At 58.5% G+C, this 15,879-nt stretch carries 13 protein-coding genes; 4 read left to right on the forward strand and 9 right to left on the reverse strand.

The annotated features are described in order from the left end of the window. Positions 1 to 88: 88 nt before the first annotated feature. From VN622_14060 to VN622_14080, 5 genes are all read right to left on the reverse strand, one after another. The gene (locus tag VN622_14060) at positions 89 to 2,509 is read right to left on the reverse strand and encodes a TonB family protein (protein ID HWR36982.1); all 2,421 of its coding nucleotides are present in this window, start codon (positions 2,507 to 2,509) and stop codon (positions 89 to 91) included. A 94-nt stretch (positions 2,510 to 2,603) separates the two neighbouring features. Continuing rightward, positions 2,604 to 3,197 carry a UpxY family transcription antiterminator gene (locus VN622_14065; GenBank protein HWR36983.1) on the reverse strand — a complete coding sequence of 198 codons (594 nt, stop codon included), beginning with the start codon at positions 3,195 to 3,197 and terminating at the stop codon, positions 2,604 to 2,606. Between the two features lie 905 nt (positions 3,198 to 4,102). After that, positions 4,103 to 4,771, reverse strand: coding sequence for a response regulator transcription factor (locus VN622_14070; GenBank protein ID HWR36984.1), 669 nt, complete (start codon positions 4,769 to 4,771; stop codon positions 4,103 to 4,105). A gap of 403 nt (positions 4,772 to 5,174) precedes the next feature. Then, positions 5,175 to 5,621, reverse strand: a complete 447-nt coding sequence (locus tag VN622_14075; GenBank protein ID HWR36985.1) for a DUF1761 domain-containing protein — start codon at positions 5,619 to 5,621, stop codon at positions 5,175 to 5,177. 138 nt (positions 5,622 to 5,759) lie between these two features. After that, positions 5,760 to 6,320 (reverse strand): hypothetical protein, encoded by a 561-nt coding sequence (locus VN622_14080; protein ID HWR36986.1) that lies wholly within the window; start codon positions 6,318 to 6,320, stop codon positions 5,760 to 5,762. Positions 6,321 to 6,542: 222 nt separating this feature from the next. On the opposite strand from VN622_14080, the gene hemE reads away from it, so the two are divergent. The 3 genes from hemE to hemG are packed head-to-tail and all read left to right on the forward strand — an operon-like array spanning position 6,543 to position 10,006. Continuing rightward, entirely contained in the window at positions 6,543 to 7,604 is a 1,062-nt protein-coding gene (hemE, locus tag VN622_14085; GenBank protein HWR36987.1) for a uroporphyrinogen decarboxylase, read from the forward strand. Beyond that, positions 7,601 to 8,551, forward strand: a complete 951-nt coding sequence (hemH, locus tag VN622_14090) for a ferrochelatase (protein ID HWR36988.1) — start codon at positions 7,601 to 7,603, stop codon at positions 8,549 to 8,551. The genes hemE and hemH overlap by 4 nt, the downstream gene beginning before the upstream one ends. 36 nt (positions 8,552 to 8,587) lie before the next feature. After that, positions 8,588 to 10,006, forward strand: coding sequence for a protoporphyrinogen oxidase (gene hemG / locus VN622_14095; GenBank protein ID HWR36989.1), 1,419 nt, complete (start codon positions 8,588 to 8,590; stop codon positions 10,004 to 10,006). Between the two features lie 100 nt (positions 10,007 to 10,106). Here the strand turns inward: hemG and VN622_14100 are convergent, their stop codons facing one another. From VN622_14100 to VN622_14115, 4 genes are all read right to left on the reverse strand, one after another. Continuing rightward, complete coding sequence (locus VN622_14100) at positions 10,107 to 10,652, reverse strand: inorganic diphosphatase (protein HWR36990.1); 546 nt, start codon at positions 10,650 to 10,652, stop codon at positions 10,107 to 10,109. 172 nt (positions 10,653 to 10,824) lie between these two features. Beyond that, entirely contained in the window at positions 10,825 to 12,417 is a 1,593-nt protein-coding gene (gene murJ, locus VN622_14105) for a murein biosynthesis integral membrane protein MurJ (GenBank protein HWR36991.1), read from the reverse strand. 386 nt (positions 12,418 to 12,803) lie between these two features. Next, complete coding sequence (locus tag VN622_14110) at positions 12,804 to 12,998, reverse strand: hypothetical protein (protein HWR36992.1); 195 nt, start codon at positions 12,996 to 12,998, stop codon at positions 12,804 to 12,806. Between the two features lie 141 nt (positions 12,999 to 13,139). Further along, positions 13,140 to 13,679, reverse strand: coding sequence for a polymer-forming cytoskeletal protein (locus VN622_14115; GenBank protein HWR36993.1), 540 nt, complete (start codon positions 13,677 to 13,679; stop codon positions 13,140 to 13,142). A 359-nt stretch (positions 13,680 to 14,038) separates the two neighbouring features. Between VN622_14115 and VN622_14120 the strand changes: the two genes are divergently transcribed. Beyond that, positions 14,039 to 15,879 (forward strand): RNB domain-containing ribonuclease (locus tag VN622_14120; protein ID HWR36994.1); only part of this gene is annotated, 1,841 nt, incomplete at its 3' end.

Consider the following 15,879-nt stretch of genomic DNA (forward strand, 5'->3'; position numbering starts at 1 on the left):
CGCGTAGACTGGCCACTCGTTGCAAAAGTTCGAAATTCCTGCTCATGCTCCCCTCTAGCCTTCCTTGTTCAGCACGTACGCTTCGCACTCAAGACGTTGTACGCAGCGCAAACTTGACCACGATTTCGGTATCCACATCGATCGGTTGGCCGTTAAGCGAGGCTGGGCGATAACGCCATTCGCGCACAGCCTTTATCGCCGCGCCCGCCAGCACCGGGTTTCCGCTGACACGTTCAATGAATTGCACGGAGCCATTCTTCGTAATGACAGCCTTCAATACCACCATGCCTTCCAGCTTTAACTGCCTCGCCAGGGTGGGATATTCCGGTGTCGTGGAGTGCAGCAGTTCAACTTGGCTAATCTGAGATACTCGCTGATCGCCAACGCTGGCGGCAGACGGAACGCTTCCGCTCGCCAATTCAGTCGTGGTGGGCGTCGCGTTCGAAGGGTCGTTCCACTGCACATCGGAGGGCGGAGGAGCAGAAGCGGCAGGCGTCGCTCCGGCTCCCGTCTGCACCGTTCCAGCACTGGCAGGCCCGGGTTGGGCTGCCGGTACCGGTATGTTCGAGGCAGGGGGAGGGGCGGGCCGAGTCGTGTCTCGGTTCGTGCTCGTCTCCGCGTTAGTTGCCGCCACATTATGTGAGACAAAACTGTTCGAGGCCGGTGCAGTGGCGGAACCATTGCCGGTCGCACCCCGTCGCAGAACCGTGGTCGTTGCCTCCGGCTCGAACGATGACGGACGTGACGATTGCACTCGGGGCGCGGCAGGTTGCGTCACTTGCTTTTCGCGCGACATTCGTAACGCAGGCGCCGGTCTACTCCGTTGCGTGCTCTCCCCTGAGTCTCGATCAACTTCCTTCGCCGGGGATGCCATGCTTGTGGCGCTATTCGCTGGGCTTGCGGGCACCGCAGCAACATCGTTCGCCGCCGCAACGTCGTGCGCCGAGGATGTGTATTGACGCCAGACGCCCACTGCGCCGCCAAGTAATGCAAACGCAAGCGTGCCCAAAGCTATCGCCCGAGGATTCAACTTTGCTGTTGACCCGCTTGTTGAGAAGCGCGAATCCAATCTGGGCGACCCTGTGCGATGTTCTGCCGCGACGCTGCCCCATACATATGGACTGTTGCGAAGCGCGTCGGCGATTGCGTCCGAGGAAGTCTCCGCATTCTTCGCAGGGCGGTCAATCGGGATTGGCTTCGGTAATTCGTGAACTGCGCCTTCGGTGCCTGCGTCAGCATTCGCTCTGGCGGTGTTCGCTGTCTCAGTGTCTGCAATTTTGGTGTTCGCTCCAACCGGATCGGCTACCGCCAAAGGCGATTCGGGAGGGGAGCATTTCGCTGTATTCGCCTGGTAGCCTTTGGCGTGTGCTGCGAAATGCGTTGGGAGGCCGTTCGATGGCTCATTTTCAACGTGAGGCGGAGCTATATGCGGAGCGGGTTCGCTAGAGGCGACGGGTGAGTGAACGGGTGGACGCGCGGGCACATACGTCGCGAACTGCTGCGGCGCAGTCGCCGCCAGGAACGGCTGCACATGGGGTGCCGCCGCCGATTGCGATTGCTCCCTAGGCAGTGGCTCGACTGCGGGTGCTCTTCGCAGATTCCTGCTGGCGGCCCCGTCGGCCCCGTGACGCTCTACCCGAGAGCTTTTACCTGGCCCGCGCCGGGCAATTGGAGCCCAGTTGATGGGCGTGGCTCGTTGCGCTCCGCGCAGCGCGATATCGTCCGCTACTTCACGCACCATCCGCTCATCAATCACCTTGGCGTCGAGAGCGAATCCAAGCGACAAAGCATTGAAGCACAGAGTGTTGATGTTCCGCGGAACGCCTTCGCTACGCGAGATCAGCAGCGCGCGGGCTTCCGGCGTGAGCAGGTCGGGGCCGCGATAGCCTGCAACCTGAAGTCGATGATCGATGTACTTGCCAGCCTCCTCCGGCGATAACGCATCCAGGTGGATGACCATGGACAGGCGTTGCCGGAGTTGCATCAGGGCAGGAGTTGCGAGCTTGCTTGCCAGCGAATTCTGACCGGCCAAGACGATCTGCAAGAGTTTGGTGCGCGAGGTCTCGAAATCAGAGAGCAGGCGCACGGTTTCGAGCACACTGTCGTCCAGGTTCTGGGCCTCATCGATCACGACGATGAAACGCTTGCCTGCAGAAGCCCCGCGCACCAGCATGCTGTTGAACTCCTGGTGCATCGTGACCATGTCCTTGCCCGCAATCTCCATTCCCACTTCCGCCATCAGAAAACGCATGAACTCACGCGAGTCGCACTGCGTCTGGAAGAGGAATGCAGTCTGAGCAGATCGCTGGAACCGCTCCAACAGGTGGAACAGCAGCGTCGTTTTTCCCATCCCCGGCGGCGCGATCAACGCCAGGAATCCGCGGCCGCTTTCAACGCCGTAGATGAGCGAAGCGAGTGCCTCGCGATGCATCTCGCCGAGGTACAAGTAGCGCGGATCGGGCGTTACTCCGAACGGTTCTTCGCGAAGGCCGTAATGCTGAAGGAACATGTCACCTGGTGAACTTCTAAATTATCCGGCGAAATCAATCGTCAGAGGGTTTGCCACTCTTTCTTGCGAAAGGCAGGTATGCGGCTTGTTTCTGTCATCCTGCTCTCTTCGCCAGTGTTGAAATGCAAGCCTCCACGTCACTCGGTTCCAGTTCCACAGAGAACGAACGCATGATGCTGTCGATTGATACGATCATCTTGAGCTCTCGAGTGCTGCGTACGATTACACCTTCCAGTCCGCGTAAGGCGCCGGCCGTGACTCGCACGCGCTTGCCGGCGGATAAAAATGGATGCGGTTGCGACTTGCGTACTTGGACTGCGGCTCTGAGCGCTGCTATCTCATCGTCGCGCAACGGAGCTAATTGGCCGTTGAACCCGACAATCCTGATAATCCCCGGCGCTTCCAAAACTTTCTGCCGCTCACAAGTGGAAATACGAACGAACAAGTAGCTGGGAAAGAGCGGCATCTGAACTACAGCTCGCCTGCCGTTTTCCCATCGTCGCGCGCTGTCATAAATGGGGAGAAAGGTTTCTATTTCGCGACTCTGTAAGTGCTGCAACGCAGTTTTTTCGTGTCGCGCCGCTGTGTAGGTGGCGTACCAGCGCGACTGAAGTCCGTCGGTTCGCAACGAGACCGAAAGCTCACGCGCGCTCGTTCCGTTTCCCAGGGGTAAATACAGCTCCGCCATCTCAACGACACCTTCCGTTCGCAAGCTTTTGAAAACAAATGATTAGTTTCTATGCTCGTTCTGTCCGACTGTTTGCGGCCCGGAGAACAACCCAAACCACAATTTCTGCTTAAATCTCGGGTTCTCTCAGCAGCATCACGCGAGCATGCACCGCGAATCCGACTTGTTTATTTTCGGCATACTCAATTCTGGTTACTCGTCCAATCACTACCGCTTCGTAGATCAGTTCCGGCTCCAGCGCTGGAAGCACAAAGCGGCACCGCGCGACACTCAAGACCGGCGGACAAGTATCTGAGACGACGTACATTCCCTCTGAACTCATATCTCGCGAAAGCCCCGGTTCGCGGTACTTATGCCCATTTGCTCTCCATTCGAAGAGCACGGGTACTTTCAGGCTGACACGATTTCTAGCCCTGAGTTGTGCCACCGTCGTTGTCACCGTCGCGTAGCTCCTGGGCAGCCGTCGTGTGACAGCGCCTAGTTGAGAGCGCCAACTGTATGTTTTCGGTGCTCACGCAACAAGTGGCCGAACGACTCTTTATGCCTTTGCCCGAGACCCCGCTGACAGGCCCAGAGACAAGTCCATGCGAATGGCCGGACTTTGGATTCCTTCTCCTTGGGTGATTTGGCCTCCGTGCCTCATAGCACTATGTGCTGAAGACAGTGGTCGTGGTGGGGACATCGCCTGCAGCTGCGGCTCTTTGGTTCTGCTCTCGCAAAGATGGATGAAGAGGAAGAAGTTCTCATGCACGGAATGAAAAGGATCGGATTCGGGATGGAGAAGAACTTCTCATACCCGGCGAAGCGGAGTTCCGCGAATCCGTGTTTGGCGTCGAAGTTAGTGACAGCTGAGATTTAAGGAATTGTGATGAGGAACCGGAATGCGGGCGTTGCGATTGTTAAACCTAAGCCGCATTGTTCTTGGAATTCGTCGCATAGAGAACGAGTTCCACTCGGCTCGAGACGTTCAGCTTATCGAAGATACGGAACAGATAGTTTTTTACGGTGTGTTCGCTGAGAAACAACTTGTTCGCCATTTCGCGGTTCGTGAGGCCTTGAGCCACTAAATTGATGATCTGTTCTTCGCGCCTTGTGAGCGTGCGCAACATGTTCGAGTCAACTTCACGCAGCGGCGCTGCGCTGGCAAGTGCTTCTAGAATCAACTCCATTTCTTTGCTGCTCGCCCAGATCTGTCCAAGGTGAACCGCGCGAATGCATTTGCACAACGTATTGAAAGCTTCGGCGCGAAAGAACACACCTTTCGCTCCGCCCCGGAAGGCACTAATGATCAATTCGCGGTCCCTCTCCTCCAGCATCATGACGGCACGCGCCTGCGGGTTATTCTTTTTAACTTCCCGGAGACTTTTAAAGCCGCCCAGTCTTCCGTCCTGCAGATTTGCGCTGATGATGACAACGTTTGGTTCGGAATCGCTGACTCTTTGCTGCACGTCGACGGTGGTGACGCAGCAGGCCGTGACCACAAACCGCGCCCGGCGCAGCCGGTCGGCAAGGAGTTCGCACCCCATCATAGTTGCGTCTGATACAAGCACTCGGATCGTGGATTGAGCCGTCATCTTTTGCGCAAGTGGCCTCCTCAACCCAGCTTTCGTTCTTGCGACTAGAGTTGGATGCCACGGCCTTCAATGATGTTTGACCAGAACTGCTAAGAATGTGCGGAATGCTCCGCGAAAGGTTAACAATAAATAAATATGCGCCAGCCTATGAACGGCACTGTTGTGTATCACTGCTGGGCCGGTCTTGCGGGTGTGTATCTTTTACCGAACTTTGCTTTCACTGCCAGAACCGCGGCGCTAGGGAAGGGTCTTCTTAAACTCGACGATGCTTGAGCGTGAACATGATGCTCTGCTACGAAATGGCCGGTCACCATCTCGATCATCAAGCGCCTTATCTCTCGCGGATTGCTTCACTGCGGGCTTTCCGCGCGCATGTTGCCAGAGCCACTCTGCGGTGTTCGGACTATCTGGTCCCAGCCCCACCCACTACAACAGCGGCCTTCTTCTTCCATGCTCCGATGACTGCGCCCATAAGGATCGATCCCACCAGAGGGTAGCCGGAGGCGATAAGTTTGAAACTGGTGGGCCGCATCTCGAACCCGTGTTCCGTCGCCAGCGCGACCGCCGCAAAGATGCCGAGCACGGCTCCCACGGCGATTCCTCTCAGCGCGTTTATGTCGCCCAGTTGCACAAGAAGCCAGGCAATTGCGTAGGCCATCACGAGGTTGCAAACGAAGGCGACCACATAGGGTCCGGCCGACATTTCCTGTGCGAATGCTTGCACCTGCTCCGGCGTCAGTCCTAGCCCCGCAATCCAGGGCTTGGCGAAAAGCGTGAACCAAACCGCTCCTAGAACGAAGTGCACAATCGCAGCAACTACTACCGCGAGCCAATTAATCCTTGCACTCATTTCCGCCCCCTCGAACGCAACTCAAGATAAAAGCCCGACTGCGTTCGGCAGCCTAGCACGAAAGTGCGAATCAGCACACCTCTGACTGTGCCAACCCGGAAGGCGGCGCAGCATCGCCACGTTGGACTTCGCCCAGAGTCACGGTTTCCGTTCGTATCTCGTCTGGAAGATCTCTACCCATTGGCCGTTCTTGTTGCCGAAAACGTGGAAGATGTAGGCGTTCTCGCCATCTCGAACCAGTGTTGAGCGCACATCGCTGGTTGCCCCGTCGGGCCTCATCACCTTGAAGTCCTGGCGCAGCGTGTGGGCATCAGTGTCCGGAAACGCAGTGCCGATCGTGAGTTCACCTTCGGAGCTGGTGTACCAGAAGCCAACTGTCTTGTGCGCCGGGTCCCATGCGTAGAAGCCGTTGTAGTGCGGCTCTCCGTTGAAGTCTGCGTTGAACTCTATGGCGCGGTGGTTTGCGGCCCATCTAATACGGTTCTCGACGTGGATCGCTTCGCCGCGCGGGCTTTTCAGATCGGTCATCCACGTGCCGCCGACCAGCCATGCCACATCTTTGAGTGGATCGATGTTCGTCTTCGAATCAGCAGGTCCGGCAGGTTCGGGCGGTGCCATGCCAGGTTTCAACTGAGAGTTGAGCTGCAAGGTCATGATCATCATAAGAACGCAAGCGGCTGCAAACTGAGTCCTCTTCATAGTCATCTTCATAATGAGTCCCTTCATATCCCGCCAAGATCATTCGAATCAGGGATGCTTGCACGGAAACCGGGGCGATGCAAGAAGTCCGGTTTGCAGATAGCTCTGTTCCTCCAATCGGTTCCGCCAAATCGCTCATATTTTGACCATTTTGAAAACGGTTTTCGTGTTGTGACCCTAGTCACACCACGCGGTTCGCCAATTTGCTAAAGTTAATGCTTCATGGCTGCCCCTGATTCCATCTTCGTACGCGCCTGTAAGGGCCTGCCTACCGAGTCCACTCCTGTTTGGTTCATGCGACAGGCTGGCCGGTACATGGCCGAATACCGCGAAGTCCGCAAGCATCATTCGCTGGTCGAGATCTGCAAGAAGCCAACGGTCGCCGCCGAGGTTACGATTACGGCCGCCGAGGCGCTTGGCGTGGACGCAGCGATCATCTTTGCCGACCTCCTTTTGCCGCTGGAAGTTATGGGACTGCCGTTCCATTTCACCGCGGGCGAGGGCCCCGTGGTGGAGAGGCCTGTCCGCACTCCTCAGGATGTGCGCGCGTTGCGCACCGATCGTGCTGCCGATCTTGGCTACGTGTCGGAAGCCATCCGGGAATGTGTTAAGCACTGGGGCTCAAGGCTGCCGATGATTGGTTTCTGCGGTGCGCCCTTCACGCTCGCCAGCTACATGATCGAAGGTGGCGGATCGCGCAACTACATCGAAGTCAAAAAGCTGATGTATCGCTCGCCGGAAGTATGGGACGAGCTTCTCGGCAAACTGGTTGACGTGCTTGTGGAGTACACCACCCAGCAGGTCAAGGCCGGCGCCGACGTGCTTCAGATTTTCGATAGCTGGGTCGGGTGTCTCAGCGTTGAGGACTATCGCCGATACGTGCTGCCGCGCACTCGCGAATTGATCGAGCGCCTGCAAAAGGCCGGAGCGCCCATCATCTATTTCGGCACGGATAGCTCCACCCTGCTGCCCACCATGCAGCAGACCGGTGCAGAAGTCGTCGGACTCGACTGGCGTATCCCGCTCGACCAGGGCTGGCGCAGCATGAATTACGAAGTCGCCGTTCAGGGCAATCTCGATCCCGTCACGCTCTTTGCCGAGTGGCCGGAGATCGAAAGCCGCGCGAAGCTCATCCTCGATCAGGCCGCCGGGCGCCCGGGCCACATCTTCAATCTTGGCCACGGCATACTTCCGCATACCCCGTTCGAGAATGTGAAGAAGCTGGCGAAATTCGTACAGGAGTACAGCGCCGAGCTTAAAGCCACCGCCGCGAGGACTATGTGAGTCAGAGGACGGCCATTTTGTTGCTGGCCCACGGGAGTCCTGAAACAGCCGAGGACGTACCGGAGTTCCTGCGCAACATAACCGGCAAGCGACCCATGCCCGAGGCCGTTGTCAAGGAAGTACAGCGCCGTTACGCGCTCATAGGGCAGTCACCGCTCACCTGCTGGACCATGGAGCAGGCAGAGGGCGCGGCTCGGGATAGCGGCTTGCCGGTTTACGTGGGCATGCGCAATTGGCGCCCATACATTCGCGACACTGTGAAACAAATGGCTGTCGACGGCGTTACTCATGCCGTCGCCATCTGTCTTGCGCCGCACAACTCGCGCACCAGCGTCGGTCTGTACAAGCAAGCCTTGCTGGCTGAAAACGGACAGACGCCGTTCACGATTGATTTCGTCGAGAACTGGCACGATCATCCGTTGCTCACCCGGGCCTTCGCCGAACGCTTGCGCGAAGGTTGGCAGAAGGCTTGTGCCGAGGCGGGAGCCGCGCTGCCCGTCATCTTTACCGCGCACAGCGTCCCGGAGCGTACCATCGCCGACGGCGATCCCTACGGGCAACAGGCTAGGCACACGGCTGAACTCGTTGTGCAGCAGGTTCCGGAGATCAAGGACTGGCGTTTCGCTTTCCAGAGCCAGGGAATGAGCGGTGGGGTGTGGCTCGGTCCCACGGTCGAAGACACCATTCTGGCTATCAAGTCGGAAGGGAACCAGGGTGTGTTCATTCAGCCTATTGGTTTTGTTTGCGATCACGTCGAAGTGCTCTACGACATTGATATAGCTTTCAGAAAGTTTGCCGACGACCACGGAATGCGCCTCTGGCGCGCTGAGTCGTTGAACGGCTCAAAGACATTCGCCCGCGCCGTTGCCCAGGTCGCGCGTGAGCGCCTCGATGTTGGCGAAGACAGAGCCGCGGGCAAATCAAAGCCGCCGGCACATCAAGTTTAGTGAGGCAGCGGTCCGGGACATCGGACCCCGATTCATATGCGAGTTGCAATCATCGGCGGCGGCATCTCAGGCTTGAGTGCCGCCTTTTATCTTGAGAAGGAACGCGCCGCAGGCGCTCCCGTCGAGTATGTGCTCTTCGAGAGCACGGATCGTCTTGGCGGCTCCATGTATTCGGAGCGCATTGAAGGCTGCATCGTGGAAGCTGGCCCCGACTCGTTTCTTACCGAGAAGCCCTGGGCCTCGCAGCTCGCGGCGGAGGTTGGAATCGGCCATTGCCTCATTGGCTCAAACGACGCCGACCGCAAGACGTACATCCTCATTCACGGCGGCCTCGTCGTGATGCCTGACGGATTGCAGTTCATGGTGCCCACCAAGATTCTACCCACAGGCCTTTCGCCGCTTTTCTCCTGGGGCACCAAGCTGCGGATGATTAAGGAACTCTTTCACCCGCCGCGTCCGATGCAGAAAGATGAGACGGTAGCCGAGATGGTCGAGCGCCATTTCGGGGCTGAAATGGTTGACCGGCTCGCAGACCCCTTGCTGTCCGGCGTGTATGGCGGCGATGCCGCTTCGCTCAGCGCTCGCGCCGTGCTGCCACGCTTCGTTGAGATGGAAGAGAAATACGGTTCCCTCAGCCGCGCCATGCTCGCCGCCCGCAAGCGCATGTTGGCCACAGCGAACCAGAACGCGAAGCCGCGCCCGCTCTTCACTTCCATGCGGGATGGCATGCAGCAACTGGTGGACGCCATCGTTGCGCATCTCACGCCAATGTCACTGCGGCTCTCCAGCCCGGTACGCGACGTCGAATTCCGCGACGGCCGGTGGAAGGTTGTTCTGGACGGAGACACCGAATCCTTCGATGCCGTCATACTGGCCACGCCAGCCCGCGTCGCCGGACGCCTTCTGGAACGCGTGAAGCCCGAACTCTCTGCCGACCTTGGCAATATTCCATATAGCTCGTCAGTCACCGTGACCATGGGTTACAAGACGAGCCAGCTCCGCTCGCTGCCTCCCGGCTTCGGCTTTCTGGTGCCGCGGAGCGAAGGCAAGCGCATGCTCGCTTGCACCTTCGTTCATAGAAAATTCCCGCACCGCGCTCCGCCCGATAAAGGTATCCTGCGCTGCTTCCTCGGAGGCGCGAAGGACGAACTCGTTCTCGGTCTCGGCGATAAAGAGATTGAGAATATCGTTCGCCGCGAGCTTCGCGAAGTGCTCGGACTGGATGCAGAGCCGACTTTCATCCGCATCTACCGCTGGCGCAGTGCCATGGCGCAGTACTCCTCCGGACACCTCGACCGCGTAGCGCGCATCGAACGCAACACGCAACAACTCCACGGACTTGCCTTGGCCGGGAACGCATTCAAGGGCATCGGTGTCCCAGATTGCGTCCACTCCGGGCAGGACGCTGCCAAAACGATGGCGCGCCTGGCAGTGCAAACACAACCCACGAAGTAACGCCACCGGAACGCGTTGTGCGGTTATTACTCGCAAAACAGGAAGGCCGCCCACGGGCGGCCTGAGACTACTGAGAAAGCCAACTAACCACTGCCTCTGCCTACCTACCAAACCCCTTACGTCTCTGCTGACTGTACCTTTGCAGCGCGTCCTCGATGATCGGGTACGCCTGCGCTGCCGGCTGAATCTCATCTACTTCGACGGCCTTGCCTTCCAGTAGTTTGTAATCCTGAAAGAAACGCCGCAACATCAACAGGCGATGGTCCGGCATCTCGGCCGCTTCGCGATAGCTATTGAATTCCGGATCCTGCGTCGCCACGGCGATGACCTTGTGGTCTTTCTTGCCGGCATCGATCATTGTCATTAGTCCCACGGCGCGCGCGTGGATCATCGTCAGCGGCACGACTGGCTCCTGGCACAGCACCAGCACGTCCAGCGGATCGTCATCTTCTGCCAGCGTCTGCGGGATGAAGCCGTAGTTTGCTGGATAGTACACGGCCGAGTACAGCACGCGGTCCAACTTGATAAGCCCGCTCTTCTTGTCGAGTTCATACTTCACACTCGAGCCAAACGGGATCTCGATGACAGTGATGAATTCGGAGGGCAGATTTTCGCCCGGTGTGATGTCGTGCCATGCGTGCATCATGAGAAGAAGACTCTTTCCAGGGAGGTCGATCGAGAGAGAGTGGCCAATACACGGCACACTCGCAGACTCTGGATTTATTGTAACCATCCGGCGCTACGCCCGCCATTCATCGTTGCGATTCCGGCGCCGAAAGTCACATCCGCTATCAAGAAGTAAATTACTTTAGGCGCAGCTACCGTTTTCGGAATAGGCGCAGTCTGTTCATTACTCCGGAAATCCCGAACAGAGCGGTGAATCCGAAGTAGAGCAGGCCGTAGGGGCCAAGCACGATGATGCCGCGCAGGATGCGCGAATGAACCGGCACCCCATAACGTATGCCGACCGCGATTGCCGCGGCCAACGTTGCCGCCACCCACAACTTTGCCACGTATCGCGCCGAAAATGCTACGCGTCCAATGCGTCCGTGCAGCGAGTGGCGCAGCAGAACGAACTCTATCCATCCTGCCAGTCCCGCCGAAAGCGTAAGGCCCGCAACGCCCCAGCGCCGGTCGATGCCCAGCCAGACCGGCAGCGGCAACGCGCACAGGTATCCCAACCCCAGGGTCAGCGCGACCCGAATGACGGCGAAGCGCAATGGAGTGCGCGTGTCACGCAGGGCGTAGAACGTGGACGAATACAAACGTCCGGATGTGGACGCGAGCAAGCCGATAGCCGAGCCAGCCAGCACCGCCCAAACATAGCGCACGTCGCGCTCAGTGAAGATGCCCGACTGGTAGATGGTCGCCACCACCACGTCACCCAGGGCAAGGAACGCCATCGCCGAGGGCACAACGAAGTACGAAATCTGCTCCAGTCCGCGTGCCAGTCGCGTGCGCAGCGCGGCAGCGATCTCATCCTGGCTCCCCATTGCGCTCGACATCGCGGGCAGCTCCGCCGCTGAAACTGCCATGCCGAACAGGCTCACCGGCAGCGAGTTCAGCGTCTGCGCGTACGCGAGCGCAGCCACAGCGCCATCGGGCAAAAAGCTCGCCAGCATCGAATCGATATAGGCACTAATCTGCACCACGCCGCGGCTCACGAACACGGGGAAGAAATTCGTTACCACCGTCCGCACATGCTGCGAGCGCGCCGCGATCAGGCTCTGCATGGGACTCAGCAACTTCAAAACGACTGGTAGTTGCACGCCGAATTGCAACGCGCTCCCCAGCACCGAGCCCCAGGCCACAAGTGTCGCCAAATGCGCCGCTTTCGCGCCGGGACCCTTCAGCAGGAAGGTCGCGATGATCGTAAGGTTCCAGATCACCGGAGCCGCGTAGGAGAGGAAAAACTTGCGGTGGCTATTCAGGATGCCAAGGCACCAGGCGCTGAACACCAGCAGTCCGCTGCCGGGGAACAGGATGCGCACCAGCTGAATCGTCAGCTCGCGCTTTTCGCCGTGAAAGCCGGGCGCGATAAGCTCGAGAAGCCATGGCGCTGCGATCACGCCGAGCACAACGAGCAAAGAGGTCGTAAGCGCCAGGAGCGCGCCGATAGCCTCCGCCAACCGGCTCGCCTCCTCGTGCTTGCCTTCCGCGCGCAGACGGGCATACACGGGGATGAACGACGCCGAAAGCACGCCTTCGCCGAAAAGATTCTGCAGAAAATTCGGAATGCGGAACGCCGCGCGAAAAGCGTCTGCCGTGTAGGAGTTGCCGAGGTAGTGCGCGAACGCGCTGTCGCGGAACAGGCCGGCGACGCGGCTCAGCAGAATTCCGGCGGCCACCAGCGAGGCGGCGCCTCTCTCCGCAAATAGCTTGTTGAACCGCGTTGCCGTCGGACTCGCCATTGCGTTCAATATAACAAGCCGGCAGCTTTGCGCGGACACGGCCGGAACCACGAAGGACAAGAACGCATTAGGTCACCGCTCCAGTAGGCCACGCACCGTGCCATGTTGCACAGACAGAAAGGGCCCGGGGTTTCCGGGTCCTTAGGTGGGACAAAAGATTGTGACAAACTCGTGCACGTGGAAAAACGTTGAAAGTCGAAGTGTCATTCTGAGCGAAGCGAATGATCTGCTTTGTGCTGCTGCTGAAAACACACCAGATCCTTCGGCCCGCGCAATGCGGCGCAACCTCAGGATGACGCATAAGTTATTGGAGGATTTTGTAGCAGTCTGAAATCCCCGGGTTTACCGGGGCCTCATCCATGTCGCACTGTGCTTGCGGCGCTTTCTTATTTCATGATGCGCATCTTCGACCAGTCGTAGCCAAACTGCTTGCCACAGTCCAGGCATACCACGTAATGTCCGCCGGGGCTCGCCGTCACCGGCTCCCAATCTTGTTTAGCGTTCTTAGTAGCAGTGACCGCGGCCGATGCGAACGGCTGCGAAACATTGTTGTGCCGGCAACTAAACGACAGTAGTTGCATTACTTTCTCAAACATCCGTCCAGCCTTTCAGCCCACCGCCAGGTGGGCTGTGCGGAACTGTTACGAATTCCGCTGATGCTGCGGGCAGCGCTCTACGCCGCCCGCAACCCATCTCTCTTCTCGCGCGCCACCGCAGTCTTACTACGCTCGCGCGGCCGTGCTTTCTTTTTCTTTCTCTTTGCCGGCAGATTCAGAACTCGCTTCCATCTTCTGTCCCGGCTTGCGGATGTCGATGCCGCCCTTGAAGAATGCACCGTCTTCGATGCTGATGCGCTGTGCGATCACATCGCCGGTCAGCGAACCTTCATTGCGGATATCGACACGGTCGCTTGCGACAAGGTTTCCGCGAACTTTGCCGAGCACAACGATTTCGCGCGCCGAGATGTTGGCCGAGACTACGCCGTTACGTCCCACCGTGACCCGATTTCCCGCGAGGCTGATGGAACCTTCTACACGGCCATCGATGTACAGCGCTTCGGAGCCGGTTACTTCGCCCTTGATTACAAGCGATTTGCCAATCGTTGCCTGCTCGGTGTTGTTCAGTGTCGCGTTGCGCGGCGCGCTGGCCGGTTCCATCACCGACGAATTCGACGTCGAGGGCGCGGGGCGCTGGGGCGTTGCTGAAGGGCGCTGCGGCTCGGCAGCGGGCGTATTGGGCGTAGCATTAGCGGGCTTCCACATGTGGTTCTAATTCCTTTCGAGGGGAGAATGATGGACTAGATATCCAGCCGCACGTACTTGGCCAAACCAGGTTGTTCAAATCGTCAAAGCAGAACTGCCGGATTGACGTGGCTTTTCGTTGCCTCATCCCTGTTCCGGTCAACGAAATCAGCCGCGATGTCTTTGTAAATACTCTACCCCTGTTGGCATTTCTTATATCGGGAAAACACCTTATATGAAGTTTTCATTCGCGCTTAACATTAACCAAGAAGAAAGGATTAGGAAGAAAGTAGCAGGTTCTCTATTCTGGCTCTTGCGCCTGTATGTTGGTGTGAATTCTCAGCGAGTCGCGCTTTTCGCGCTGTGTCATCAGGATAGACATGATCTCCGAGTCACAAGTCCTTCGTCATATCGAACGCCTGCCCAACCGCTCCGCCGGATACAAGCAACTGGTGCGCGAACTCAGTCTGCGGGGAAGTGAGCGGCAGGAACTAGAAGACCTTCTCGCGAAACTTGTTCGTCGCGGCAAACTCGTCGAGGCCGGACGCGACCGCTACACACTCGCCGAAGCGGCGGCTGAACGGCAGAATCTCATTGCGGGCCGTCTTAATATGCATCGCGACGGTTTCGGCTTCGTGATTCCAGATAGCGTTGAGCTGCGCCAGTCGCTCGAAGGCGACATATTCATCCCGCCTCCGGCCATCGCGAATGCCATGCACGGCGATAGCGTGCTGGTGGAAATTCGCCGCAGCCCCGGAGATAGTCGCGCCGAAGGGCGCATCGTTCGCATCGTTGAGCGCGCGCACGCCACCGTTGTCGGAACTTTCCACTACGGCCAGCGCTTCAACTATGTTCGTCCCATCGACGAGAAGGTCACCAACGACATCGTTATCGCGCGCGGAGACGAGTGGCCCGAAGAGGAACGCGTTCCGGGCGAGGCCGTCGCAAGCACAACCAACGGTAAAAAACGCAAGCATAGGGTCGAAGCCGATCGCGTCATTGGCTCCGAAGCGCGTCGCGCCGAGTGGGACGATCTCGAAGGTCTCGTCGTCGATGTCGAGATCACCGAGTGGCCTACGCCTACGCAGAATCCGAGGGGCCGCGTCGTCGAGATTCTTGGACACGAAGACGACTTCGGCGTCGATGTCGAGATCATCATTCGCAAGCATCACCTACCGCACCGTTTTCCGGCCACGGTCATCGATGAGGCGCAGGCCATCGAGCCCATCCTGCCCGTTCGCGAATTCCGGCGCCGCAGGGACTTCCGAAATCTGCCAATCGTTACGATCGACGGCGAGACGGCCCGCGACTTCGATGACGCTGTTACTGTTCGTCGCCTCTCCAATGGCAACTTTGAGCTACAGGTCCACATCGCCGACGTTGCTCACTACGTCCGCGACGGCGCGCCCATCGATGCCGAAGCACGCCTGCGCGGCACCTCCGTCTATTTTCCCGACCGCGCCGTGCCCATGCTGCCCATCGAGCTTTCTACTGACATCTGCTCCTTGCGGCCGCATGTCGATCGCCTCGTCATGTCCTGCATCATGGAGATTGACCATCGTGGCGAGATCGTCGGCTACGTCGTCGTGCCCGGCGTAATTCGCTCCGCCGAACGCATGACGTACACCAACGTCAATCTAATCCTTGAGGGCGACAAGCCGATGCGAGAGCATTACTCGCCGCTCGTCGATCTGTTCGATCTGATGCGCGAACTGGCCATGATTCTTAACGCCAAGCGCAAGCGCCGCGGCTCCATCGACTTCGACCTTCCCGAACCGCTCATCGAGTTCGACGAAAACGGACTAATGCAGGGCGTCACGCGCTCCGAGCGCAACATCGCGCACCGCATCATCGAGGAGTTCATGCTCTCAGCCAATGAGAGCGTCGCCAGTTACCTCGAAAACAAGCAGGTCGCGTCGCTTTATCGCATCCACCAGAAGCCCGATCCTAAACGCGTTTACGAATTCGAGAACATTGCTGCGGCCTTTGGCTATTCGCTGGGTGTCGGTGCGCTTCCCATCAAGCGCTTCGAGCCGCGGGGAGATCGTCGCGCGCGCAAGGGAACAGGTCGAGGCGGCTCCCGTCCCATCGAACTGCCGGAAGAGGTTCACCTCACGCCGCGCATGTACCAGAAGCTCACGGAGAAAATTGCGGGCAAGCCCGAAGAGCGCATTCTCTCGTACCTCATGCTGCGCTCGCTCAAGCAGGCGCGTTACTCGGA

It is taken from the genome of Clostridia bacterium (assembly GCA_035561135.1).
Taxonomy (GTDB): Bacteria; Acidobacteriota; Terriglobia; order Terriglobales; family Acidobacteriaceae; genus DATMYA01.